The organism is Polaribacter sp. HA6-7 (genome assembly GCF_055693625.1).
The window spans coordinates 1,282,744-1,305,539 of the sequence record NZ_CM146338.1; the positions used below are offsets into that span (position 1 = coordinate 1,282,744).

The 22,796-nt window shown below is 32.4% G+C and carries 23 protein-coding genes and 3 pseudogenes; 10 read left to right on the forward strand and 16 right to left on the reverse strand.

Annotated features, from left to right (window positions below):
• Positions 1-66 precede the first annotated feature (66 nt).
• From ACZ1HD_RS07025 to ACZ1HD_RS07040, 4 genes and pseudogenes are all read left to right on the forward strand, one after another.
• Positions 67-1,394: pseudogene (locus ACZ1HD_RS07025) on the forward strand (dicarboxylate/amino acid:cation symporter).
• 12 nt (positions 1,395-1,406) lie between these two features.
• Positions 1,407-1,928 carry a rhodanese-like domain-containing protein gene (locus tag ACZ1HD_RS07030; protein WP_472689019.1) on the forward strand — a complete coding sequence of 174 codons (522 nt, stop codon included), beginning with the start codon at positions 1,407-1,409 and terminating at the stop codon, positions 1,926-1,928.
• Complete coding sequence (locus ACZ1HD_RS07035; RefSeq protein WP_472689020.1) at positions 1,901-2,251, forward strand: rhodanese-like domain-containing protein; 351 nt, start codon at positions 1,901-1,903, stop codon at positions 2,249-2,251. Before ACZ1HD_RS07030 ends, ACZ1HD_RS07035 begins: the two co-directional genes overlap by 28 nt.
• Positions 2,248-2,556, forward strand: a complete 309-nt coding sequence (locus ACZ1HD_RS07040; protein WP_472689021.1) for a hypothetical protein — start codon at positions 2,248-2,250, stop codon at positions 2,554-2,556. The genes ACZ1HD_RS07035 and ACZ1HD_RS07040 overlap by 4 nt, the downstream gene beginning before the upstream one ends.
• 194 nt (positions 2,557-2,750) lie before the next feature.
• Here ACZ1HD_RS07040 and ACZ1HD_RS07045 read toward each other — a convergent pair whose 3' ends face one another.
• The 8 genes from ACZ1HD_RS07045 to ACZ1HD_RS07080 form a co-directional block, all read right to left on the reverse strand.
• On the reverse strand, positions 2,751-4,700 hold the full coding sequence (locus ACZ1HD_RS07045) for an SbcC/MukB-like Walker B domain-containing protein (protein ID WP_472689022.1): 1,950 nt from the start codon (positions 4,698-4,700) through the stop codon (positions 2,751-2,753).
• Between the two features lie 434 nt (positions 4,701-5,134).
• A complete protein-coding gene (locus tag ACZ1HD_RS07050) occupies positions 5,135-6,403 on the reverse strand; it encodes an AAA family ATPase (protein ID WP_472689023.1) in 1,269 nt (422 codons plus the stop codon).
• A 12-nt stretch (positions 6,404-6,415) separates the two neighbouring features.
• Entirely contained in the window at positions 6,416-7,618 is a 1,203-nt protein-coding gene (locus ACZ1HD_RS07055) for an exonuclease SbcCD subunit D C-terminal domain-containing protein (protein WP_472689024.1), read from the reverse strand.
• A gap of 52 nt (positions 7,619-7,670) precedes the next feature.
• Complete coding sequence (locus ACZ1HD_RS07060; RefSeq protein WP_472689025.1) at positions 7,671-8,453, reverse strand: YkgJ family cysteine cluster protein; 783 nt, start codon at positions 8,451-8,453, stop codon at positions 7,671-7,673.
• Between the two features lie 215 nt (positions 8,454-8,668).
• Positions 8,669-9,853, reverse strand: a complete 1,185-nt coding sequence (locus ACZ1HD_RS07065) for an ATP-binding protein (protein ID WP_472689026.1) — start codon at positions 9,851-9,853, stop codon at positions 8,669-8,671.
• Positions 9,828-10,334: a hypothetical protein gene (locus tag ACZ1HD_RS07070; RefSeq protein ID WP_472689027.1), complete on the reverse strand. Its 507-nt coding sequence runs from the start codon at positions 10,332-10,334 to the stop codon at positions 9,828-9,830. The genes ACZ1HD_RS07065 and ACZ1HD_RS07070 overlap by 26 nt, the downstream gene beginning before the upstream one ends.
• Positions 10,335-10,337: 3 nt before the next feature.
• Positions 10,338-11,018 carry an SIR2 family protein gene (locus tag ACZ1HD_RS07075; RefSeq protein ID WP_472689301.1) on the reverse strand — a complete coding sequence of 227 codons (681 nt, stop codon included), beginning with the start codon at positions 11,016-11,018 and terminating at the stop codon, positions 10,338-10,340.
• Positions 10,973-11,302 carry a hypothetical protein gene (locus tag ACZ1HD_RS07080; RefSeq protein ID WP_472689028.1) on the reverse strand — a complete coding sequence of 110 codons (330 nt, stop codon included), beginning with the start codon at positions 11,300-11,302 and terminating at the stop codon, positions 10,973-10,975. The genes ACZ1HD_RS07075 and ACZ1HD_RS07080 overlap by 46 nt, the downstream gene beginning before the upstream one ends.
• A gap of 398 nt (positions 11,303-11,700) precedes the next feature.
• Here ACZ1HD_RS07080 and ACZ1HD_RS07085 point away from each other — a divergent pair, with 398 nt between their 5' ends.
• Positions 11,701-11,985, forward strand: coding sequence for an HU family DNA-binding protein (locus ACZ1HD_RS07085; protein ID WP_472689029.1), 285 nt, complete (start codon positions 11,701-11,703; stop codon positions 11,983-11,985).
• Positions 11,986-12,107: 122 nt separating this feature from the next.
• On the opposite strand, the gene ttcA is transcribed toward ACZ1HD_RS07085, so the two are convergent.
• Positions 12,108-12,764: a tRNA 2-thiocytidine(32) synthetase TtcA gene (ttcA, locus tag ACZ1HD_RS07090; RefSeq protein WP_472689302.1), complete on the reverse strand. Its 657-nt coding sequence runs from the start codon at positions 12,762-12,764 to the stop codon at positions 12,108-12,110.
• Positions 12,721-12,900 carry a hypothetical protein gene (locus ACZ1HD_RS07095; RefSeq protein WP_472689030.1) on the reverse strand — a complete coding sequence of 60 codons (180 nt, stop codon included), beginning with the start codon at positions 12,898-12,900 and terminating at the stop codon, positions 12,721-12,723. The genes ttcA and ACZ1HD_RS07095 overlap by 44 nt, the downstream gene beginning before the upstream one ends.
• A 333-nt stretch (positions 12,901-13,233) precedes the next feature.
• On the opposite strand from ACZ1HD_RS07095, the gene ACZ1HD_RS07100 reads away from it, so the two are divergent.
• Positions 13,234-13,680 (forward strand): FKBP-type peptidyl-prolyl cis-trans isomerase, encoded by a 447-nt coding sequence (locus tag ACZ1HD_RS07100; protein ID WP_079738676.1) that lies wholly within the window; start codon positions 13,234-13,236, stop codon positions 13,678-13,680.
• Between the two features lie 52 nt (positions 13,681-13,732).
• On the opposite strand, the gene ACZ1HD_RS07105 is transcribed toward ACZ1HD_RS07100, so the two are convergent.
• The 6 genes from ACZ1HD_RS07105 to ACZ1HD_RS07130 all read right to left on the reverse strand — a co-directional run bounded on the left by ACZ1HD_RS07105 (position 13,733) and on the right by ACZ1HD_RS07130 (position 18,250).
• Positions 13,733-14,389 (reverse strand): aspartate/glutamate racemase family protein, encoded by a 657-nt coding sequence (locus ACZ1HD_RS07105; protein WP_472689031.1) that lies wholly within the window; start codon positions 14,387-14,389, stop codon positions 13,733-13,735.
• 11 nt (positions 14,390-14,400) lie between these two features.
• Positions 14,401-15,348: an L-histidine N(alpha)-methyltransferase gene (gene egtD, locus ACZ1HD_RS07110; RefSeq protein ID WP_472689032.1), complete on the reverse strand. Its 948-nt coding sequence runs from the start codon at positions 15,346-15,348 to the stop codon at positions 14,401-14,403.
• 1 nt (position 15,349) lies between these two features.
• Positions 15,350-16,498 (reverse strand): ergothioneine biosynthesis protein EgtB, encoded by a 1,149-nt coding sequence (gene egtB / locus ACZ1HD_RS07115; protein ID WP_472689033.1) that lies wholly within the window; start codon positions 16,496-16,498, stop codon positions 15,350-15,352.
• 197 nt (positions 16,499-16,695) lie between these two features.
• Positions 16,696-17,028 (reverse strand): nuclear transport factor 2 family protein, encoded by a 333-nt coding sequence (locus ACZ1HD_RS07120; RefSeq protein ID WP_472689034.1) that lies wholly within the window; start codon positions 17,026-17,028, stop codon positions 16,696-16,698.
• 146 nt (positions 17,029-17,174) lie between these two features.
• Positions 17,175-17,831: an HAD family hydrolase gene (locus ACZ1HD_RS07125; protein ID WP_472689035.1), complete on the reverse strand. Its 657-nt coding sequence runs from the start codon at positions 17,829-17,831 to the stop codon at positions 17,175-17,177.
• 2 nt (positions 17,832-17,833) lie between these two features.
• Complete coding sequence (locus tag ACZ1HD_RS07130) at positions 17,834-18,250, reverse strand: thiol-disulfide oxidoreductase DCC family protein (RefSeq protein WP_472689036.1); 417 nt, start codon at positions 18,248-18,250, stop codon at positions 17,834-17,836.
• A 178-nt stretch (positions 18,251-18,428) separates the two neighbouring features.
• On the opposite strand from ACZ1HD_RS07130, the pseudogene ACZ1HD_RS07135 reads away from it, so the two are divergent.
• From ACZ1HD_RS07135 to ACZ1HD_RS07150, 4 genes and pseudogenes are all read left to right on the forward strand, one after another.
• A pseudogene (locus tag ACZ1HD_RS07135) lies at positions 18,429-19,125 on the forward strand (ABC transporter ATP-binding protein).
• A 1-nt stretch (position 19,126) separates the two neighbouring features.
• A pseudogene (locus ACZ1HD_RS07140) lies at positions 19,127-20,358 on the forward strand (ABC transporter permease).
• A gap of 2 nt (positions 20,359-20,360) precedes the next feature.
• Positions 20,361-21,605: an ABC transporter permease gene (locus tag ACZ1HD_RS07145; protein WP_340934095.1), complete on the forward strand. Its 1,245-nt coding sequence runs from the start codon at positions 20,361-20,363 to the stop codon at positions 21,603-21,605.
• Between the two features lie 19 nt (positions 21,606-21,624).
• Positions 21,625-22,734, forward strand: coding sequence for an efflux RND transporter periplasmic adaptor subunit (locus ACZ1HD_RS07150; protein WP_079738686.1), 1,110 nt, complete (start codon positions 21,625-21,627; stop codon positions 22,732-22,734).
• Positions 22,735-22,796: the final 62 nt, after the last annotated feature.

Below are 22,796 nucleotides of genomic sequence, written 5' to 3' on the forward strand. Positions count from 1 at the left end.
ATAAAGTCACTTAAATTTTTAATTATTTTTTTATCTTTCACCACTGAAATAATTTTAAACAAATAGATGAAGAAACTAGCATTACACTGGAAGATTTTAATAGGAATGGTTGTAGGTATCCTTTTTGGATTGTTAATGACAACAGTAGACGGTGGTTCTACTTTTGTTGCCAATTGGATAAATCCTTTTGGAAGCATTTTTGTAAAATTATTAAAGTTAATTGCGGTTCCTTTAATTATAGCTTCTTTGGTAAAGGGTATTTCAGATTTAAAAGACATTTCTAAGTTTAAAAATATTGGTTTAAAAACAATCGGAATCTATATTTTTACAACAGTTATAGCGATTACCATTGGTTTATTATTGGTTAATGTTGTAAAGCCAGGTGATGGTATATCAGAAGAAACTATTACAAAATTAACAGAAACATATGCCAATAGTGGTGGTGTGCAAGCAAAAATTGCAGAAGCTTCAAAACAAAAAAGTAGCGGGCCTTTACAGTTTTTAGTAGACATGGTGCCAGATAATGCAATGAAAGCTATGAGTAACAACAAATCGATGTTACAAGTAATTTTCTTCACAATATTTTTAGGAATCTCTATGCTTTTAATAGGTGAAAAAAGATCGAAGCCTTTAAAAGATTTTTTCGATTCTTTGAATGAAGTTGTTTTAAAGATGGTCGATTTAATTATGTTATTTGCGCCAATTGCAGTATTTGCTTTATTGTCTAATGTAGTGGTGTCTTCTAATGATCCGATTTATTAATTGCACTTTTAAAGTATGCAGCAACCGTTGTTGGTGGTTTATTTTTATTGGTTGTTTTTTACATGATTTTGGTAAAAGTGTTTACAAAAAAGAATCCTTTTTGGTTCTTAAAACAATTAAGTCCGGCGCAATTATTGGCGTTTTCTACAAGTTCTAGTGCAGCTACTTTACCTGTAACTATGGAGCGTGTAGAAGAGCACATTGGTGTAGATAAAGAAGTATCTAGTTTTGTTTTACCGGTTGGTGCTACCATTAATATGGATGGAACCTCTTTATATCAAGCAGTTGCAGCAGTTTTTATTGCACAAGCGCTTGGATTCGATTTGACTTTTGTAGATCAATTAACAATTATAATTACAGCTTTATTAGCTTCTATTGGTTCTGCTGCAGTTCCTGGTGCAGGTATGGTAATGTTGGTAATTGTATTAGAATCGGTTAATTTTCCAGCAGATAAATTAGCCATTGGTTTGGCATTAATTTTTGCGGTAGATAGGCCTTTAGATATGTGTAGAACCGTAATAAATGTTACCGGAGATGCAACCGTTGCCTCTTTAGTTGCCAAATCTGTTGGTAAATTACACGACAATCCAACTCCAAAAAACTGGGACGATCATTACGACGAAGTAAAATAATACGTCTACAAAATGTCTTTAAAAATAACCAAACCGTTAGTAACTGTAGATTGGTTGTACAAGTATATAAACGATACAAATCTTGTCGTTTTAGACTGTACAATACCTAAAGTGACGGATGTTACTACAACAGACATTGCAAAGAAATGTATTAAAGGTGCCCTGTTTTTTGATTTAAAAAAAACTTTTTCAGATCAAAATGCAACGTTACCAAATACAGTTTTAACGGCAGAAGTATTTGAAAAGAAAGCTCAAGAATTAGGTATAAATAACAATTCTGTAATAATTTGTTATGATGATTTAGGCATTTATAGTGCACCAAGAGTTTGGTGGATGTTTCAGCTAATGGGGTTTCAAAACATAGCGGTTTTAGATGGTGGTTTGCCGAATGGAATGCTAACAACTATCCAACTGTTGCTAACTATTCTATTAAAAGTGATAAAGGGAACTTTACAGTCGATTTTAAGCCAAATAAACTCAAAAATACAGCTGCTGTTTATAAAGCAATGTCTAAGGACACCAGCGTTATTATAGACGCTCGTTCAGAAGAAAGATTTTTAGGAACAGCGCCAGAACCTAGACCAGAATTATCTAGTGGACATATTCCTAATTCTATAAATATTCCATTCAAATTTGTGTTAGAAAACAGAAAAATGAAATCTTTTGATGATTTATTTAAAATTTTTACTAAATTTGAAAACGAAAATGAAATCATATTTACCTGTGGATCAGGGATAACGGCTTCAATTTTAGCCTTAGCAGCAGCAGTTTTAGAAATTAAAAATACAGCTGTTTACGATGGCTCTTGGACGGAATGGGCCAGTAATGGTAATTTACCAATTGTAAAAGAAGTATGAATTTAGATTGGACTAAAAAAGACTTTGAAGCCTATGTATTATTATATGCAGCTCATTGTAACCATGTAGAAGATATTGCAGAGCAAGATTATATCCGAACCAAAGTAGATGAAGTAACTTTTCATAGAATGCATACAGAGGTTGTTGTAGATTCTGATGAAGAAAATTTAGATAAAATACAATCTTTTGTTTCAGATAATGAATTTACTCAATTCGAAAAAGAAGAATTATTAAAGAATATAAAACAAGTGTTTTTTGCAGATGGAACTGTAGACGAACATGAAAAAAAGGTTTTAGCATTTTAAAGAAAATAATTAGCTAAAATTTATAAATAAACGCATTACTGACCCTGCACGTACGAAATTTTTTCTATGGATTAGTCGAAATGGGGGTTTTTACTAAATTATAAGTAGGGTCGTAATGAAGTTTTTTATCAATCAATCAACGGCTTTAATCTTTTTAAAGCCGTTGTTTGTTTTTAATTAAGGCACATGCTGCTTTACACAATTTTTACTGTACTTACTCCGCTACTTTTTTTGGTAATTTGAATTTGTGTTGGTATGCGCTCTTTTAAGTTTTCTACATGAGAAATAATACCAATTGTTTTCCCTTGAGATTGTAAAGTTTCTAATGTAGCAATTACCGTCTCTAAAGTATTGCCATCTAAAGTACCAAAACCTTCATCTATAAAAAGAGAATCTATTTTTACATTTTTACTTGCCAAATCAGACAGCCCCAATGCCAATGCCAAACTTATAATAAACTTTTCACCTCCACTACAAGTGTCTACCAACCTAGCTCTGTCTGTTTGATAATGGTCTATTAAATTAAAGTTCAGTTCTTCTTTGGGTTTGTAAGTGTCTTCTAGTTTTAAAGAATAACGTTTGTTCAAATTATACAAATGCACATTTGCTAAATCTAACAATTGTTTTAATGTTAAACGTTGTACATACACATTAAACGCATCTTTTGAGTTACCAATAATTTTAAACAACTCGCGCCAAACGTTGCAAATTTCGGTTTGAGCATCTATTTTTTTATAAACCTCTTTATTTCTGTTTTTAATTTCTAAATCTTTTCTAAAAGTTTCTTCAATTTTACCTTTTTTAGTTAAAAGAGCATCTTTTTTGGCTTTTTCAGTGGCTAATAACTCTTTGCTTTCTTGCTCGGTAGTTGTAAAGTTTTTCGCTGCCTTTAAAGCGTTAAATTCCTTTAAATTATTTTCTTTTAAGGTTTTAATCTTTACTAAATTTTCTTGTATTCTTTCTTTTAACTTTTTATAATTTACACTTTGCTCGTCAGATAAAAGAGCTATTTCTATAGCTGTACGGGTTAAAAATTCACTAAGTTCAACTTCTTTATTAAAGTTGCTTTCTAGTTTAATTTTGGCATCTTTTAGCTTTTCTAAATCAATTGTTGTGTTGGCTAAAGACGTTTCTTGTTTGGTTTTTAAATTTTGTAAATTCTGCAGTGCTTCTTTACCAATTCGTTCTTCTTTCGATTGTTTTTCAATAAGTGATTGTAATGTTTTTCTTTTAGAATCTACAGAGGTTTCTATTGGTAATATGGCTACTCTTTGTACTAGAATTTTATTCGCAATGGCATCTTTTTCTTCAAAGGTTTTTTGCAAGGTATCCATATCTTGATGTTTTACCTTTAAAGTACTATCTATAGCTTCTATTTTAGCGGATAATACCTTTTGTTCAGATATAAACGAGGCTATTTCTTTTTCTTTGGCATCATAAGTTAAGATGCTGTTTTCTGTATCTTTTAGAAATTGATTTATACCGGAAATAGCAGGCATTTCTATAGCATATTTGGCTAAAGAAATTTTTAAACGTTCTTCTATTTCTTTGCTAAGTTTTGTATGGGTAATAACTTTTTCGTTATGCGCTGAAATCGATTTTTTAGCATGTTTAACTTGTTCTTCTAAAGCAACAATTTGTGTGTGCAATGCACTATATGTTTGCTGTTGCAGTTGCATTGCTTTGCTAAGTCTGTCTTTTTCGTTTTGAGTTTCTTGGGCTTTTTGTATATTTTCTTGATGCACTTTTAATTTCTGCGCTAGCAATTGAATTTCACCATCAATTTTTTCTGAATCAGCCAATGCAGTTGCAACAGGTATTTTGTCTGCTTTTGCAGTTAATGCAGTTATTTCTTCTTTTTTATTTTTTAATTGAAGCGTTGTATTTTCTATTCGGGTAGTTATGCTAGTTTTTTGTAGTAAAAGTTGATTTTGCTTTGCGTTCAGTTTTGCCAAATCTTCCTTTCGTTTCGTTAACGTGGCGGTTGCTTCGCTAATTTGAATTGCGGGTGAGTTTTCTGCAAACGGATGTTCTGTAGCACCACACAAACCGCAAGGTTCTCCTGGTTTTAAATTAGCTCTATCTGCTTTGTATTTGGCAACACTGCGCTCTAATTCTAAAATTTTAGTAGCATCTGTAACCAACGCTTCTTGTGTTTTTAGGTCTTTTTCTAAGGCACTAAGGTTGCTTTGTACTTCTTTTTCTTCTGTGGTTAATTTGTTTACGTCTAAAACCGTATGGGCTACCTGTTTTTGTAAAAGGATGTATTGTTCCGAAAGGCTTTTTAATTCTTTCCAATTCTCTGCTGCTTTTGCATCAATGGTTTGCAGCTGTAAAATGTCTTGTAATGTGTTTTTTTCTGAGTCTTTGTTTAAAAGACTTATTTTATTTTCTAGCTCTTTTTTGGCATTGATTTCTTTGTCAAAAAGTAGTTTTTTGTTTTTTAATGATTCTTCGGATGCGTCAATTTCTTTGTGAATCCTAATGATAGCCTCGTCACTTTCGGTGATTGCCGTATGGTGAGTTTTTAACGCCGAAAAATCTTCTCGCCAGTTGGTGAGTTCTTTAGATACCGAGGTTAAAAAGAATTCTTTTCGATGTAATTCGTTGCAGTCTTAATTTTAGCCTCAATAGAGTTTAATTGCTCTTTTAATCGATTTCTTTCTTCAGTAGCTTGTTTTATTTGCAAGTCTAAAACCTTTTCATCTTCTAGAATTTTCAGTTTAGCTTGCTTCTCGGTTTTAAGCGCAGCATCTAATTTGGTAATTTCTTCAAACTTTGGCAACCAAGCATTAAAGTTTTGTTCTTCTTTTTTTAAGGCCAAGGTATCTGCGGTTACCTGTTTTTCTAGTTGCAGTATTTTAGGATGTAAATCCTTTAATTCTTTATCTAAATTGCCCTTTGCTTTTTCTTTTTCTAGAATAGCAATATCTAGCTCTTTTAATTCTTTTATCTTTTCTTTAAAAGGCAATGCTTTTTCGTGCAAAGCATAGGCGTCTAATTTCGGTTTTTGTTCTTTAACGTATTTTTCAATAGCATCGGCATTTTTTTCATTCTCTTCCTTTGCTTTTGTCAATTTCGAAAATTCTGTATACCAGTCTACAACGGTTTGCGATGTTTTAATAACATTTGCAGCTGTTAGAATCGCGGAATCAATCCCTTTACTTTCTTCTGATAATTCCTTTTTTTGTTCTTCACTTAAAATATCATCCGCATTAATTTTTGCCTGAATTTCTTTTAAGGTATTTTCTTCTTTGGCCTTTCGTTCTAAGATTCCTTGGCCAATTTTTTTATAAATCTGTTCGCCAGTAATTTGTTCTAAAAGCTTTCCTTTTTCTGGTCCTTTGGCAGTTAAAAATGCAGCAAACTCACCTTGGGCAAGCATTACAGATCGTAAAAATTGGTTGTAGTCTAATTGAGAAACTCTTAGCACTTCTGCTAATAATTGTCTTTTTTGAGTTGCTAAAATAGCACCTGTCGTTAAGTTTTTTAAACTTACTTCTTCTTTGGCGTTTTTGTAACGCTTTCCATTTTTGTCAGCAATTCTGATACCCCAAAAAGCCTCAAAAGAAGCCGTTTTGTTTGTAAACACAATTCTACTATACGCGTTTGTTGCGCCATGGCTTACCACATCTAAAAGTGTACCTTTTGTGCCGTTAAATCTAGGTACGTTATGGTACAAGGCAATGGTAATTGCATCTAAAATAGTGGTTTTACCTGCACCTGTAGCGCCTGTAATGGCATACAAACCAACATCTCTAAATTGTTCACTTTCAAAATCGATACAAATAGGTGTATCAGATTTTAAGGAATTGATATTCTGTAATTCAATTTTTAAAATTTTCATATCTAGATGCTTTTACTGTTTTTTTACAGATTGTAAAATCTCATTAAACGCATCCCAAATGGCTGGTTTTTGCTCTAAATCATAGGCCATTTCTTTGCATTTTAGCTTAAAAACTTCTGTAGGCACCAATTCTTTTATAGATTTTGTATTTTCTAACAACTCTTCAATCCCTTTTACAGAGCGTTCTCTTTGCAAGCCAATTTTTAAGATTTCAAAAGCGTGCTGTTCTGCTGCACGTTTTAAATCTTCTGTATTTACCGTATGGTCTTCTTTTAAAACGATTTCTACCCAAGGCGTTAAATTGTAATCGTTTGTGGTAAGCTCTTTAAAAATTTCGATGCAAGTTGCTACAGTACCTGTAATTTTATAAAATTCGCGAAATCTTGGTACAATGGCTTCTTCAATATTGCAGATTGTATTATCCTCTACAGTTAATACAATAACTTTTTTCTCGTAACTCACTTCGCTAAAACTTAACACTGTTGGCGATCCCGAATATCGAACCTTTTCGTTGCCACCAATTATTTGCGGTCTGTGCAAATGCCCTAAAGCCACATAATCAAAATAGGGATTAAAATCTTCTGCACCAATATGGCCTAAAGTACCTACATAAATATTTTGCTCACTATCAGAAACAGAGCCACCGGTAGCAAACAAATGTCCCATGGCAATTACAGGTGCATTCTTAGTGTTGATAGCTTTTGCAGCCGCGGCAGCTGCATCGTAATGATGTATTAATGCCGTTTTGTATTTGTCTATCAACTCGTCAAAAGTTTCACCGGCAACAGCGCGCCTAATATCACCGTCTCTTAAATAAGGTACGGCAGCAACAATTACTTGTTGGTTGTTTACATCAATGGTAAAAACTTCGTCTTTAATGTCTTCTGTAGCTTTGCCAATTACTTTGATAGACAAGGCGTCTAAAATAGATTTTGGTGCATTTAAAGTACCTGGCGAATCATGATTACCACCCGTAATAATAACCGATTTACATGTAGTTGCTTTTAAATTCATTAAAAAGCGGTAATACATTTCTAAACTTTGGTTAGATGGTGAACCCGAATCAAAAATATCACGAGAAACCAATAAAACATCTATTTTGTTTAGAATGATGTAGTTTTCTAACCACTCTAAAAATAGTGTTTGTTCTTCAAATTGAGATTGTTCGTGCAGTCTATGTCCCAAATGCCAATCGGCAGTATGCAATATTTTCATCGGTTACAATTTTAAGAAGTGTGTCTTTTTCTAAAAACAAAGTTAACAACAATTAGTCTAAAGCACCATGACTTTTTGCAGTTGCTATCCAATGGCTTGCAATTTCTTGGGTATTTGCGCCCAAACCTCTTGCCAATTGTAAGGCTACGCCAATTAATAGAATGGCGGCATCGCTAATTTTAGCCAATGTATCTAAGCCACCAAAATTATCTTGAATCTTAGCCATTAATAGCTCGTTGTGTGCTGTGGCAAAGTCAATTGGGTTGTCTATGGTATTATCTATAGCCGGTAACATTAAAGCATCTAACCAATCTGTACCAATGCGTTGGGTTAAGTCTTCCGGCGATGCAGTACCCATTGCTTGCCACATTTGCAGTGTTTTGGTGTCTCCGGAAGTAGACAAACCTGTTTCTAACAACAACTGAAAAGCAACATCTGCAATATTTTGCATCATTTCTAAATACGCATCTTGGGCATTTTCAAAAGGTGTTGCTCCTTGTCCTTTTAAATAATTACCCACCGTTAATTTGGGCAAATTTAAAACCTCGGCACAATCTGTTAAGCACGGAAATTCTTCACCCTCGAACATATAATGTGCTTTGTTAAACTGTATTTGACGCCCTAAAGGATACAAACGACAAGCCAACGGTCTGCCATTATGCACACTGCAACCTTTGGTATCTATGTATTGGCTGCAAGCACTTTGCCCTTTGCTATCTTTTTTTCCGTTAAAGGTTAAACGAACGCCACCAAAATCTGTATACAAATCTCGAAACGTTTTTGGGGATACTTTTTTCTCGATGCTAAATTGTAACAACTCCCACGGATTTAACATTACGGCTTTACCATAGCAACATGTGCCGGCTCTAGAGCAGGTAAGGGGTAAAATACTTTCTGATGTTAGTTTTGTGGTTTGCATTGTTGTAGTCTATAAAACGGTAAATGTATTGTTTTTTTGCGTTCTTTTTGGGGTTGGTGATTGAATCTGTTTATTGTGATTTATAATAAAACCTTTTATTTTATATGTGCTTGATTATTTCTGTTGTTTTCTTAATGATTCAATTGCTTGTTCAATTCCGATTCAGCTTTATTTTTACTCCATTCATCCCAAAAATTAACTGTAGCGCTATCAGGTTGTATAATTGGTTTGTCTATTATTACCCTGCTAGGAAGCAAACACGCATCCCCTACAATTAGAGCTTCTCCAACATCTAAAATTGGTAACATATCCGAAAATCCACCAAGATTATCAGGGAACAATTTCTTTATTACATTTTGATCATCCGGATTTGTTAGTCTCATAGCTACAAAATTTCCACATTGGCTAAGAATAGTTTTATTCACATCTGAAGGTCTCTGACTTATAACAACTAAAGAAACTCCATATTTTCTTCCTTCTTTAGCAATACGTTCAAAATTTTGTAATCCTTTTTCTTCTATACCTCCTTTAAGATTAGCAGGAATATATAAATGTGCTTCATCACAAAATATGGCAATCGGATGTCTTTTTTCTACTTCCATCCATTGTTGAATTGAAAATATTAACCTACCAATTAAACCAGTTATTAGAGGAAGTATATCAGAAGGCACTTCTGAAAAATCTATAATTTTTAATCCTTTATTATTTCCGAAATCTAATAAGTTTTTGATAAGAGAAATAAACCAATCATATTGAAGTAATTCATCTTCTGAGTTAAATATAAAGTTTAATCTTTTATCTGCTTGTTTACTTTTTAATCTTTGAATAAATCGAGTAAGCTTTTTGGCTAAAGGTCCATCTCTACCTGCTTTACTAGAGGAATAATCTCTTTCTGTATCTAATTCTTGAAGAGAGGTTAATACATCACTAATTTTGTATGGAATAGGGCTTTCAACAGTGAAGTTATTCAAAACATCTTGTTGGTCTTCTTCTTCAAGTTTCTCTTTTTTGTATTTTATTATTAAATCAAATAATGCTCTTGATTGATTTGGTGCGTTATTATCACTTCTGTCCAAAAGCATTGATTCAATTTCCTCATAAGATAAAAGCCAATAGGGTAAAAACATAACATTTTCATCTGTTGGTTTATCAGAGGGACCAGCAATTTTTAATAATGTTGTGTTTTCTAATTTAGCTAAAGGCTTGTATTCACCATGTAAATCGAAGATAACACTATTAATAGATTTTAATTTAGTTGCTTTCTCTAAAACATTTGCTACTGTCCATGACTTACCGTGAGCCAGTTCCTCCAACAATTACTGCATGTCTTTGAAAGAATTTATTTCCATCAAGATTTGCATCAGATTCTTCTGCAATAGTATACTTTCCAATTTTAAGAGGATTTTCGCTATTAGAGGAAATAATATTCATAAAAGTAGAAAGATCGTTTCCTTGGAGTAAAAAACAATCCGCATTTATACTTGGTACAGTGTTTAATGTTCGTTTAAAAATGTTTTTTTCAGTCCCTATTTTTTCAATTAAAGTACCTACTAGATTTACCTTGATTAGGTTTTCTATTATAAAATCAGGCTCGAAATTTTCATCAATTTTATCAGCAATACCTTTTCGCATTATTTTAGAAATCAAGCCAATGATTTTTTCACCAGTTTTTGTAGAGCGAATTTGTACAATTTGATTTATTTGAACATTATTAAGAAGTTCCTCTTTATCAACCTTGATTGATACATTACCTGTATCAACACTTTGTACTTTTCCAATTAAAAAATCTGTTTCCATAAATTATAATATTTCCATGAAATTATTTAGTTTCCAAAAATCGCCTTCGATAATCTCTTCTGTTTGTTCTGTTGAATTACTTTCTTTGTAAATCACTCTAGTTTTACCCATTTCAGCTTCTTCAAACAAGATATATTTTTTCGCATTTGCTAGCTCCTTGAAGGTGCTTGAAGTGATTTCTTTTGTTATTAAAACAAGAGGTACTCCTTTTTTTATATTGGCTTGAATTTTTGGGGTTAGATGCTTGTCATTAAAACCAAAACCTACCACAAGAAAACTTAATGTATCATTGATTAGGATATCGGATTTTTGAATTAGTTCTCGGTAAGGAGTATTGTAAGTCTCCTCAAATTTGTTTTTACTTGGAACAACAATTTGCGGTGTCTCTGTCGTTATTTGATTTGACAAATATCTAATTTCTCCGTTTACGTTAAACCAATTTAAAGAACCATGTACTTTAATAATATTTACAATGTTTTTGTCTTGAAAGTTTGTTTCATCAAATGCGGATAAAGTTTTGCCTTCAAATCCATCTGAAAAGCAAATGTTCTCATAGGCTAATAAGTGCTCTAAAACTCTGTCGTAATTTGTTGTAACAATGTTTAATACTTTAGGATGTGTTTCAATGAATTTTTCAATTAGTAATTTAATTCCATTAAAAGTATCAGTCTCATTAGAAGTAATTTTTTTAAAACAGACATGTCTGCATTATTTACCTCATTCCATATTGTTTTTTTTATTTGGGGTAATTTCTCTCGATATTTATCTTTACTAAGCTCTTCTTCTAGATTATCATTAGAAATGTCAAAGTCTGTTATTTCCTTCTTTAAAGACTCGTTTAAACTCCACATACTTGGAAGTCCAAAAGAAACAGTTGCTCCCGAACCCCAAACTATTAATGGTGGATTTTTTAAGAATGTCTGAACAATTTTGAAAATTTGTTCTTCGATATCATTTTGTTTCTTCATTCAGAGCAGTTTTTTGCATTAAACTAAACTTAATTCAATCATAATCTCTTTTTCAACGATTTATAATCAACGTTAGCGAATTTCGTGTATTTATATGTAAAAGCCAATAGTAAATACATATTTGTTTCTAAGTAAACTATTTATGCGCCTTAAGGTTATACTATTTGCACTAGGGTGTATTTGTGCATCCCTCAGTAGGTTTTGTTGCATTGCTCAGTAGGTTTTGTTGCTTTACTGCTAAGGTAGTTTACAGAAGTACTAGTATTCTTTTGTAACTATTGTACTATTTATTTAAAAATATACTAGTATATTTTTAAAATTATTGTAGAATAATTTGTAGATTTAAAATTGGTAGGTAAATAGAAGATAATTAACAAGATACAAAAAATAAATTACAAATGGCGTTACGTTACAGAATTTCTAAAAGAAATAATAGCATTGGTAAAAATACCGCGAATTATATTTTACAAGCCGTAAATACAGGTACGATAGATTTAGATACTTTAAGCGAAAGTATAAGCAACGAGTGTACTTTACACAGTGTAGATGTAAAAGCTGTTTTAATGGCATTGGGTAAAAAGCTAGATTATCATTTAAGCGAAGGTAAAATTGTAGATCTTGGTGATGTAGGCAAGTTTAAAATGGGGTTTAGCGGTGTGGCGGCAGCTACACCGAAGCACTAAGTGTAAAACGAAACATTAAAAAGTTTCATATCAATTACCAACCAGCTCTTAAAATGAAAAGAAAATTAAAAGGCGGGTTAACTGTGTATAAAGAAAGTAATAGGGTGTAAGGGTTTTAAACTTTACAATACATTTTCTGTTACTTTGATTTCTAAGTTGTCGAAATCGTACAAGTTATGGTCTAATAAATGCGACGGAAATACGTTTTGTAAAGCATTCATCATAATCGAGTTTCTATTCGGGAATTCCTGTTCCCAATCTGCAATCATTTGTTTTACTTTTTTACGCTGTAAGTTTTCTTGCGATCCGCATAAATTACAAGGTATAATCGGGAATTCTTGATACGCTGCATAGGTTTCGATATCGCTTTCTTTGCAAAAAGCCAAAGGTCTTAACACCACTAAATCGCCAGCATCGTTTTTAAACTTTGGTGGCATGGTTTCCATTTTTCCGGCAAAGAAAAAGTTTAAGAAAAAGGTTTCTATAATATCATTTCTGTGGTGGCCCAAAGCCAATTTATTGCAACCTAGATCTTTGGCAGCCTCGTACAAAGTACCTCTTCGTAATCGAGAACACAAACTGCAAGTTGTTTTGCCTTCGGGTGTTTTATCCATTACCACTTTGTAGGTATTCTTTTCTATAATTTTATAAGGTACTTTTAAATTGCTTAAATAAGTTGGCAACACCTCTTCTGGAAAACCGGGTTGTTTTTGGTCTAAGTTAACGGCAACAATTTCAAAAGAAATAGGCGCTACTTTCTCGGAAATACAACAACATATCTAACATGGCATAACTATCTTTTCCGCCGGAAAGACACACCATTATTTTGTCTCCTTCTGCAATCATAGAAAATTGCTTGATAGCTTCTGCAACCGAACGCTGCAATTTTTTTATTACCTGTTTCTTTGTATCCATTTTGCAAAAATAGTAGTTTGTAAAAGAAGGGTAAAATGAAATTTAAAATTAATCGTATAAATTTTATAACCGTCTTTTGTACTTGTATGGATGACAAGTTTGCCTATTCTTTTCTGTAGACTGACAAACTTACTTGCAATGTGAAGTCTTTATAAAGCCATTGATAGCCTCAAATTTTAAATTGAAAACTTTCATTTTGCTATTTTGGTAAAACTTTTATTGGAAAGAACTGCTTTGGCTTGGTTTTAGTGGCTTTGTAAGTGTAAATTAAAAAAGTTTGTAAAGTGCAAGAGTTGTAGTTTATCAAACTTTATACATAAAATACATAGTATTATGATGCAAGTAAAAGAGAACAACACTGTAAAAGTACATTACACAGGGAAATTAACAGACGGACAAATTTTTGATACTTCGGAAGGAAAAGAGCCTATTGAATTTACTTTAGGACAAGGACGTTTGATTCCTGGTTTTGAAAAAGGGTTGTTAAACATGAAGCTGAACGAGAAGAAAACATTAAACATTGCCAAAGAAGATGCGTATGGTGAAGTAAATGAACAATTGATACAAGAGGTTGCTAAAAAAGATTTACCACAAGACATGGAGCCACAAGTAGGTATGGGATTGGTATCTAAAGCACCAGATGGTAGCGAAATGAATTTAATGGTGGTAGAGGTAAAAGAAGAGGCTATTGTTATTGATGGAAATCATCCGTTAGCGGGTAGAGATTTGGTATTTGATATTGAAGTAGTAGCCATTACAGAAACGGCTACAGAAGCATAAGCTTTAAGCGATTTTATAAAAAAAGCCTTTGCATTTGCAAAGGCTTTTTTATTTAGAACACTGTTTGTACAGCATTTTGTATTTGAAGATCTGCCATGTCTACAATAGCACGATTGCCTTGTGGTTTTAAAATAGAAAGTTCTGTACAAGCAATAACAACAATGTGTTTGGCTGCATAGTTTTTTAAAATTTTTTGATATGCTTTCACTAATTTTTTGGTTTCTGTATAAGCATAAATTGCTTTTCTAGCGGTATCAATTAATTCCATTTCTTCATCCGTAGGCAATACCACTGCAATGCTATTTTCTTTAAAAAACGAATTTAAATACGTTGCTTGCATGCTATGTAAAGAGCCAACTAAAAGGATTTTAGAAACTTGATGTTGCTTAATTTTTTCTAGTGTTAAAGGCAATGGATGCACAAAATCCGTAGTTGTATCAATACGATCTATTGTTTCGTGTAATGTAATATTAGGTACTATAATTTTATGAGGTTGTACGGCTTTTATTGCTTGTATATCTTTTTTTACAATAACATCTAAGGCTTTTGATGTGTTTGGTAATAACGGATTGATGTTATTAAAATTAGTATTGTACAACCACAAAGGGCAAGTACTATACCCGCCTTTTTTTAAATTGTATTGTTTGTTTAATTCTTGTAAATAATAGGCAGTTGCTCTGCTGCCCAAACCGTATAGTGCTAATTTCATAGCAAATTATTTTAGTTTCTTGTTAGTATGTAATCTGCAAAATAGGCATTGGTATCCATAATTTTAGTATCTAGCGTAAAGCTAGTGTTTGCAATGATTTGTTGTATCAAAGCATCGTTGTACTTTCTAGATATTTCTGTATGAATTTTTTCGCCTTCTTTAAAGTGAAAAGTGGTGTTTAATTGCTGTACCGTTACCTCTTGATCGTGGGTGCTTACAATAAAACTTTTGGCAATACCTTCTGCCTCGTTATATTCTGGTTGATGTTTAAATTGCGATGTATTAAAATCTGCGTTTAATTCTGTATTGATGCGGTCTAACAAATTTAAATTGAATTTTGCCGTGATACCTTGTGCATCATTGTAGGCAGGCAACACAATTTCTTTCGATTTTATCAAATCTGCACCTAACAATAGTTTGTCGCCTTTTTGCAAATTTGCGCCTAAATTATAAATGAATTCTGTCGCAATCTCATCATCCATATTCCCAATATTAGAACCTAAAAACAACATCACTTTAGGGTTGTTGTTTTCCTTTAGAGAATGAAGTACGTTAAAATAATCTCCTTGTTGGGTTTTTACAGAAACATTTGGCAATTCTTTGGCTAAATTGTTTTTTAATTGCGCCAAAGCATTTGCAGAAATATCTATTGGCATATAATCGAAACGATAATTTTGTGCGTCTAAAACCTTTAAAAGTTCTTTGGTTTTTGTGCCATCGCCAGCGCCCAATTCTATCAACTCGAAATGGGTGTTTTTATCAATACCAAAAGCATCTATTAACTGTTGGGTTTTATTTTTAAAAATATCAAACTCGCTTCTTGTTAAATAATATTCGGGCAGATTCATAATCTGTACAAAAAGCGCATCGCCAATTTTATTATAAAAATATTTAGAAGGCAACGTTTTAGGTGTTGCTGTTAAACCTTGTTTTATTTCTTCTTTAAAAGTTTCTATCATCTTATTTTACTAATCGAATTCCTGTAAATTGCCATCTATCTGTTGCACTAAAAAAATTACGGTACGTGTGCCTGCTATGGTTTGCAGAGGTTGCTGTAGATGCACCCCTTAACACCATTTTGTTGCTCATAAATTTACCATTATACTCGCCAACGGCACCGTTTGCAGTAACAAAACCAGGGTAGGGCAAATACGCACTATTTGTCCATTCCCAACGCAAACCCCAGTCTAATTTTTTAGCAGCAATTTCCCATTCAAATTCTGTTGGTAATCGTTTGTTTTTAAAAGTTGCAAATGCATTGGCTTCAAAATAACTAATATGGCACAACACCGCATCTAAGTCTATTTTTTGTAAACCTGCTAAAGTGTAATAATGCCATTGGTTATTTATTTTATGCCAATACATAGGCGCATTTATTTTTTGGTCTTGTATCCAAGACCAACCTTCATCTAACCAAAGGTTAAAATCTGTATAACCGCCAGCCTCTATAAACTCTATAAAATCTCTATTAGTTACTAGGTAATTGTCTATTTCAAAATCTGCTACATATACTTTATGCACGCCGAGTTCATTATCATAACAAAACCCTTTTTCTTGATGCCCAATAGTATACACACCTGCGGCAATTTTAATACTTGTATGCGCTGTGTTTTTATGGGCAACCAAATTGTATGTATCTGCAAAGGTTGGTAGTAAAGGGTTGTGCCCCAGCATATATTTTACATCAGTAACCAATAATTCTTGATGTTGTTGCTCGTGTTGTAAACCTAAAACAATTAAATCGATAATTTTTTGATCTGTAATGCGATCTATTACTGCTAGCATTTTAGCATCTACATGTTTTCTGTATTCGAAAACAGTATTTGTGCTAGGTCTAGACATGTTGCCTCTGTTGTTTTGCAAAACTCTGCTACCAACATTGTTGTAATAACTATTAAATAAGTAGTTAAAATTAGCATCAAACTCTAGGTAGTTTTTATCTATTTCTTTTAAGATAAAGGTTTCGAAAAACCAAGTAGTATGTGCCAAATGCCATTTTGCAGGACTCGCAAATTTTGCCACTTGTATGGCAAAATCTTCTATTTCTAAATGATTGCAAAAGGCTATCGTAGCAGTTCTAATTTTTTTATAACTTTCTTTTAGCTGCATTAATTATATTGGGGTCTTTGTTTAATTGTTTTGTGAAATTTACTAAAATTATAGTGCATTGCTACCTACTTAGTACATAAGTTAAAAGAAACATTACATTAAATTCACATGAATTGCTATTCTAATTTTTAGAAAGCTTTCTAAATAATCCGTAATTATTTATTAACTGATTCGTATGCTGTTCTTTAGTGTAAAAATTAGTACATCGTATTATTGTTGGCAGATGTTTTAGGCACTTGCTGTATGCTATCCCAATGCTCAACAATTTTACCATCATCTGTAAATCTAAAGAAATCCATAGTAACATATTGGTCATTTCCTGGCCAAATTTGATGTGTGTGTAGTGCCACCAAATCGCCTTCTGCAATTGTTCTTACAAACTGAATAGACTTGTCTTGATACTCTTTGTGCATTCTAGTAAAATAATCGATAAATGCTTGCGGGCCATCTGCTACCAAAGGGTTGTGCTGAATATAGGTGTCACCAACATACAAGGCTACAGCCTTTTCTGGATTGCCTTCGTAAGCCATTTTATAAAATGCAATGGCATTTTTTTATTGTTTTCGAGATTCATAAGCTTGGTTTTAAAAGTATTTTAAAAAACGTAGAATCTCTAAGATACAAAAAAAGTACAGTTTGTAAATACTGTACCTTATAGAGTGCTATTTACAAAAAGTTATAGTATCGATTTTAAATCTTTAAAATCTTTAATAACCGCATCGGCATTTTCTAATGTTTGTCCTTCGGATAAAATATTGGCATACCCAAAAACAAAGATATTGGCATCATTAGCAGCTTTAACACCATTGTCAGAATCTTCAATAACCACAGAGTTTTCTTTGGGTGTATTTCCTAAAACAGCTGCTTTGTTAAAAATTTCCGGGTTTGGTTTCGATTCCTTTAAATCTGCGCCACTAATTTTAGCCGCAAAATATGGATGTAAATTAAAACGATCAAAAACACGGTTGATGTTAATCATGGCAGAAGAAGAGGCGAGTACCAATGTGATGTTTTTCTGGTAGAGGTATTTTATTAAATCTTCTACACCAGTAACCAAATGCAAGTGCGGGTCGTTTTCGAAAAAGTTAACGTATCGCCTGCGTTTATCTAAAACCAAATCTTCCGGATTTTCATTTAGCTGAAAGTGTTTTACTAATTTTTGAAAAGCGTTTATTGTAGAAGAACCCGTAAAAGATTTGTACAAAGCATCAGAAACGGTAAGGTTTAAAGAATTAAAAGTTTCGTAATAGGCTTTTTTATGAATCTCTTCAGAATCTATAATTACACCATCCATATCAAAAATAACACACTTTATTTGTGAAGGTAATTTCATAACTAATCTAAAAATTTTGCTTTTAACTCTTTGGTGGGTATCATGCATTGCTCTTTTTTGCCAAACCATTTGTAACGGTTTTTAGCAACAAACTCGTACACATGATTTCTAAAACTCTCTGGAAATAAGTAAAATATGCGTGTTACATGCCATAAACCGCCAAAAGACTGCATAATTTTTAAAGCTGCTGTTGCTTTTACATCATAAGAAACGTCAGGTTCATATAAAATAATTGAGTCTAGTTTACGCGTATCAATGCCCAAATAGTTTATAATTTCTGTACCCTTTTTAGATTGAAGCGCAGTAAAAAGAAACTCGTTTTTTTTATCGTATTTAATCGTTTTTGTAACCGCATTATTGCATAAATTACAAACACCATCAAATAAAATTATCTTCTTGTCTTTAGGTATATCAAGCATTTAAAAAGGTTCTCATAAATTTATAACAAAGATACTTTAAGTTTTTTAAAATTTCTTGTAACATAATTTATTTTAAGACGTCTTATGTGTGTATTTGAAATGTGAATTCTTGCTTTTAACAAAAAATTAGTAAGTGTACTCATTGGTAATCAATACTTTTATACAAAACAACCACCAAATGATTAAAATAGAAGGACTACATAAATCTTACCCTATTGGTAAAGATTCTCTACACGTTTTAAAAGGAATCGATTTACATATTAAAGAAGGCGAATTTGTTTCTATTATGGGATCTTCTGGTTCGGAAAATCTACCTTACTAAATATTGTTGGTTTATTAGATGTGCATGACGAAGGTACTTACCACCTAAATGGGCAGTTGATAAAAAACATGAACGAGAAAAAGCCGCAATTTTACGTAATAAATTCTTAGGCTTTATTTTTCAATCGTTTAATTTAATTTCATACAAAACAGCTGTAGAAAACGTTGCTTTACCTTTGTATTATAAAGGTATGGCAAGAAAAGAGCGTTTGCAAATAGCATTAGATTATTTAGAAAAAGTTGGTTTAAAAGATTGGGCAAATCATTTACCAAACGAATTGTCCGGTGGACAAAAACAACGTGTTGCCATTGCTAGAGCTTTGGTTACCAAACCTAAAGTTGTTTTAGCCGATGAGCCAACAGGAGCCTTAGATTCTACCACAACAGATTCTGTAATGGATTTGTTGAAGGATATTAATGATGAAGGAATGACGGTTTTTGTAATTACGCACGAAGAAGAGGTGGCAGAACAAACCAAAAGAGTGGTACGTTTAAAAGACGGTTTAATTATTAGTGATGAAATTACTTCTGTAGGAAAAGCTAAAGCCGTTTAATATGTTTGATTTAGATCGTTGGAGAGAAATTTTTCAGAGTATAAATAAAAACAGATTGCGTTCTGTAATGTCTGGTTTTACCGTAGCTTTTGCAATTTTACTATTTACTTTATTGTTTGGTATTGTTAGCGGGTTAAGTAATTCTTTTAAAGGTGCTTTTGCAGATGATGCACAAAATGCCATGTTTGTAAGAGTCCGGAAAACGTCTAAACCCTACAAAGGTTTGCAAACAGGTAGAACCGTTCAATTAAAAAATAAAGACTACGATTATATTTCTGAAGAGTACGGAGACAAGATTCAGTACAAATCTTCTAGAATTTATAAAAACTTTACCATCAAGTATAAAAGTGAGGCAAGTAATTACAGTGTAATGGCTGTAAACCCGGACCATCAATATTTAGAAAAAACAATTATAGACGAGGGTAGGTATTTAAACGAAAGAGATTTAAAAGAAAAATCGAAAGTAATTGTAATTGGTAGGTTGCTTAAAAAAGATTTATTTGGCGAAAGACCTGCATTAAGAAAAAGAGTAAATGTAAACGGAAGTTCGTATTTAGTAATTGGTATCTTTTCTGATGAAGGCGGAGATAACGAAGAAAGAAAAGCATTTATACCATTAACCACGGCACAAATGATGTATGGTAATAACGATTACATTAGTCAGATTGCTCTAGGTTACGATCCTAATTTAAGTTTAGATGCAGCTGTTGCTTTTGGAAATCGAATGGAGCGCGACTTGAGAAAAAGATGGATATTCATCCAGACGACCAAAGTGCGCTTTCTGTTAGAAATATGGCAGAAGCCAACAAAGGTATTGGGCAGTTTATGGGCGTTTTATATGCCATTGTAATTTTAATTGGTTCTGGTACTTTAGTGGCAGGTATTATTGGTATTTCTAATATTATGATTTTTGTAATCAAAGAAAGAACAAAAGAATTTGGTATTAGAAAAGCACTAGGAGCCAAACCTGCGTCTATTGTTGGTATGGTTGTGCAAGAATCTGTATTAATTACCACGCTTGCAGGTTATCTAGGACTTACTTTAGGTACGTACATATTAAGTTTAATTGGCGACACTTTAGAAGAAGATTATTTTATAAAAGACCCAAGTGTAAGCCCAGGTATTGTAATAGGTGCAACGATAGTTTTAGTTCTATCTGGATTAATAGCGGCGTATGTGCCTGCAAAAAAGGCCGCAAATATTAAACCAATAGAAGCATTAAGAGCAGATTAATTATGAAATTTTTATTCGATTCAGATACTTGGCAAGAAATTTACGGAAGCATCCGTAAAAATAGAATTAGAACAGCAATTACTATAATAGGAGTTTTATGGGGTATTTTCTTATTAGTAGTTTTATTAGGAGCTGCTAGAGGAGTAGAAAATGGCTTTAACAAACTGTTTGGTAATTTTGCTACCAATAGTGTTTTTGTTTGGACACAAGCAACAGATACACCTTTTAAAGGTTTTCAAGAAGGAAGAAGGTTTTCTTTAACAATGAATGATATTGAGGTTTTAAAAACTGAATATAGTGATGAGATTAAATTATTAGCACCAAGAAATCAAACTAGTAATTTAATAGTAAAAGATTTTAAATCTGGTAATTTTCAAGTAAGCGGAGATTATCCTGTTTTAGATCAAATTCAGAAAAAACAATTGCTATATGGTCGTTTTTTAAATGAGAATGATATTTTATCAACCGCAAAAGTTACTGTCATATCAGAAGATATGTACAAGCAATTATTTGATAAAGATGAAATGCCTATTGGGCAATATGTAAAAATAAATAGTATTAATTATTTGGTTATTGGTGTTTACAAACCCTCTAATACAATAAATTTTGATGGAGATTGTGCATACATACCGTTTACAACTTTTAGAAAAGTATACAATACTGCAAATAAAGTAGATTGGATGATGATTACTGCTAATGAAGGTACAAACATCGAACAAATGGAAAGTGATATATTGTTAACTTTAAAAGGTTTGCACAAAGTACATCCAGAAGACGAAAGAGCATTTGGTAGTGTAAACTTAGGTAAAGAAATAGGTAAGGTTACCGGTTTTATAACTGGTATGCAGTTTTTAACTTGGTTTGTAGGTATTGCAACGTTAATAGCAGGTGTATTTGCTATTGGTAATATCTTATTAATTACAGTAAAAGAACGTACCAAAGAAATAGGGATACGAAGAGCCTTAGGTGCAACACCAAAGAGTATTCGTCAGCAAATTATATTAGAGTCTGTTTTTTTAACAACAACAGCAGGTATGTTAGGTATTATTTTAGGGAGTTTTGTGCTGTTTTTGATAGATTCAGCAGCAAGTAGTAATGAAGATATTCCGTTGATAAATCCAACAGTAAACATACCCATAATTTTAATTGCCTTTGCCACATTAATTTTTCTAGGAACATTAATAGGATTAATTCCGGCACATATGGCAACAGTAGTAAAACCAATAGAAGCATTAAGAGAAGAATAAAATCAATTAACAACAAATCATGAGTAAAAGATCTAAAATTATTTTAATAATTATCGCAGTATGTTTTATTGCAGCACTTGTTTGGTTCGGTAAAAAGAACAAGAAAAGTATTGTAGCATATGAAACGGAAACACCTTTTAGAACCACAATTGTTAAAAAAACTGTGGCTACAGGTAAAGTAACACCTTTAGAAGAAATTGAGATTAAACCTCAAATAACAGGAATTATTGATAAAATAATGTTGTTAGAAGGCTCTAAAGTTAAAAAAGGAGATTTAATTGCAACTGTAAGAGTTGTACCTAACGAGCAATCTTTAATTAGTGCAAGAGGTAGAGTAGACAATGCAAAGTTACGTGTTAACAATGCAGCAATTTCTTACAAAAGAACTAAAAACTTATTTGATAAAGGCGTAATTGCTAGAGCAGAGTATGAAGGTGTAGAGCTTACATACAACCAAGCAAAACAAGATTTAAAAAATGCTCAAAACGATTATTTAATTATTAAAAGAGGTTCTGCAGGTTCTGGTGGCGCAGCAAATACTAATATTATTGCACAAATGTCTGGTACAATCTTAGAGATTCCTGTGAAAGAAGGAGACCAAGTTATTCAGTCTAACAACTTTAACGCAGGTACAACAATTGCGTCTATTGCAGATATGAGTAAAATGATTTTCGAAGGAAAAGTAGACGAATCTGAAGTAGGAAAATTAGTAAAGAATTCAGATATAGAAGTTTCTATTGGAGCTATCGAAGGAAAGAAATTTCCTGCGAAATTAAACTTTATTGCACCAAAAGGAACAGAAGAAGGTGGTGCTGTACAATTTAAGATTAAAGCAGATGTTTCTTTAGATGATAACTTTTTTATTAGAGCAGGGTATAGTGCAAATGCAGATATCGTTTTAGTAAAAAAAGATAGTGTTTTATCTATAAAAGAAGGTTTGTTAAAATTTGATAAAAAAACTGAAGAGCCTTATGTAGAGGTTAAAACAGGTGAAGATACTTACGAAAAAAGAACGCTAAAATTAGGAACATCAGACGGTGTGAATGTTGAGGTATTAGAAGGTGTTACAAAAGATGATGAAATTAAAATTTGGAACAAAGCATCTAAAAGCGATACACCTAAAAACTAAGGTTTAGCAATTCGTTTAAATATAAATAAGGATACATGTAAAAGCATGTGTCCTTTTTTTAT

What these genes read in the sequence shown, in the direction of transcription:
- egtB (WP_472689033.1), bottom strand. Translation starts at nt 16,498, where the DNA reads ATGCAGCTAAAAGAAAGTTATAAAAAAATTAGAACTGCTACGATAGCC.
- ACZ1HD_RS07150 (WP_079738686.1), top strand. Translation starts at nt 21,625, where the DNA reads ATGAGTAAAAGATCTAAAATTATTTTAATAATTATCGCAGTATGTTTT.
- ACZ1HD_RS07125 (WP_472689035.1), bottom strand. Translation starts at nt 17,831, where the DNA reads ATGAAATTACCTTCACAAATAAAGTGTGTTATTTTTGATATGGATGGT.
- ACZ1HD_RS07060 (WP_472689025.1), bottom strand. Translation starts at nt 8,453, where the DNA reads ATGTTAAATCCGTGGGAGTTGTTACAATTTAGCATCGAGAAAAAAGTA.
- ACZ1HD_RS07030 (WP_472689019.1), top strand. Translation starts at nt 1,407, where the DNA reads ATGTCTTTAAAAATAACCAAACCGTTAGTAACTGTAGATTGGTTGTAC.
- ACZ1HD_RS07070 (WP_472689027.1), bottom strand. Translation starts at nt 10,334, where the DNA reads ATGGAAACAGATTTTTTAATTGGAAAAGTACAAAGTGTTGATACAGGT.
- ACZ1HD_RS07055 (WP_472689024.1), bottom strand. Translation starts at nt 7,618, where the DNA reads ATGAAAATATTGCATACTGCCGATTGGCATTTGGGACATAGACTGCAC.
- ACZ1HD_RS07050 (WP_472689023.1), bottom strand. Translation starts at nt 6,403, where the DNA reads ATGAAAATTTTAAAAATTGAATTACAGAATATCAATTCCTTAAAATCT.
- ACZ1HD_RS07085 (WP_472689029.1), top strand. Translation starts at nt 11,701, where the DNA reads ATGGCGTTACGTTACAGAATTTCTAAAAGAAATAATAGCATTGGTAAA.
- ACZ1HD_RS07095 (WP_472689030.1), bottom strand. Translation starts at nt 12,900, where the DNA reads ATGGATACAAAGAAACAGGTAATAAAAAAATTGCAGCGTTCGGTTGCA.
- ACZ1HD_RS07100 (WP_079738676.1), top strand. Translation starts at nt 13,234, where the DNA reads ATGATGCAAGTAAAAGAGAACAACACTGTAAAAGTACATTACACAGGG.
- ACZ1HD_RS07105 (WP_472689031.1), bottom strand. Translation starts at nt 14,389, where the DNA reads ATGAAATTAGCACTATACGGTTTGGGCAGCAGAGCAACTGCCTATTAT.
- ACZ1HD_RS07040 (WP_472689021.1), top strand. Translation starts at nt 2,248, where the DNA reads ATGAATTTAGATTGGACTAAAAAAGACTTTGAAGCCTATGTATTATTA.
- egtD (WP_472689032.1), bottom strand. Translation starts at nt 15,348, where the DNA reads ATGATAGAAACTTTTAAAGAAGAAATAAAACAAGGTTTAACAGCAACA.
- ACZ1HD_RS07145 (WP_340934095.1), top strand. Translation starts at nt 20,361, where the DNA reads ATGAAATTTTTATTCGATTCAGATACTTGGCAAGAAATTTACGGAAGC.
- ACZ1HD_RS07035 (WP_472689020.1), top strand. Translation starts at nt 1,901, where the DNA reads ATGTCTAAGGACACCAGCGTTATTATAGACGCTCGTTCAGAAGAAAGA.
- ACZ1HD_RS07130 (WP_472689036.1), bottom strand. Translation starts at nt 18,250, where the DNA reads ATGCTTGATATACCTAAAGACAAGAAGATAATTTTATTTGATGGTGTT.
- ACZ1HD_RS07080 (WP_472689028.1), bottom strand. Translation starts at nt 11,302, where the DNA reads ATGAAGAAACAAAATGATATCGAAGAACAAATTTTCAAAATTGTTCAG.
- ACZ1HD_RS07120 (WP_472689034.1), bottom strand. Translation starts at nt 17,028, where the DNA reads ATGGCTTACGAAGGCAATCCAGAAAAGGCTGTAGCCTTGTATGTTGGT.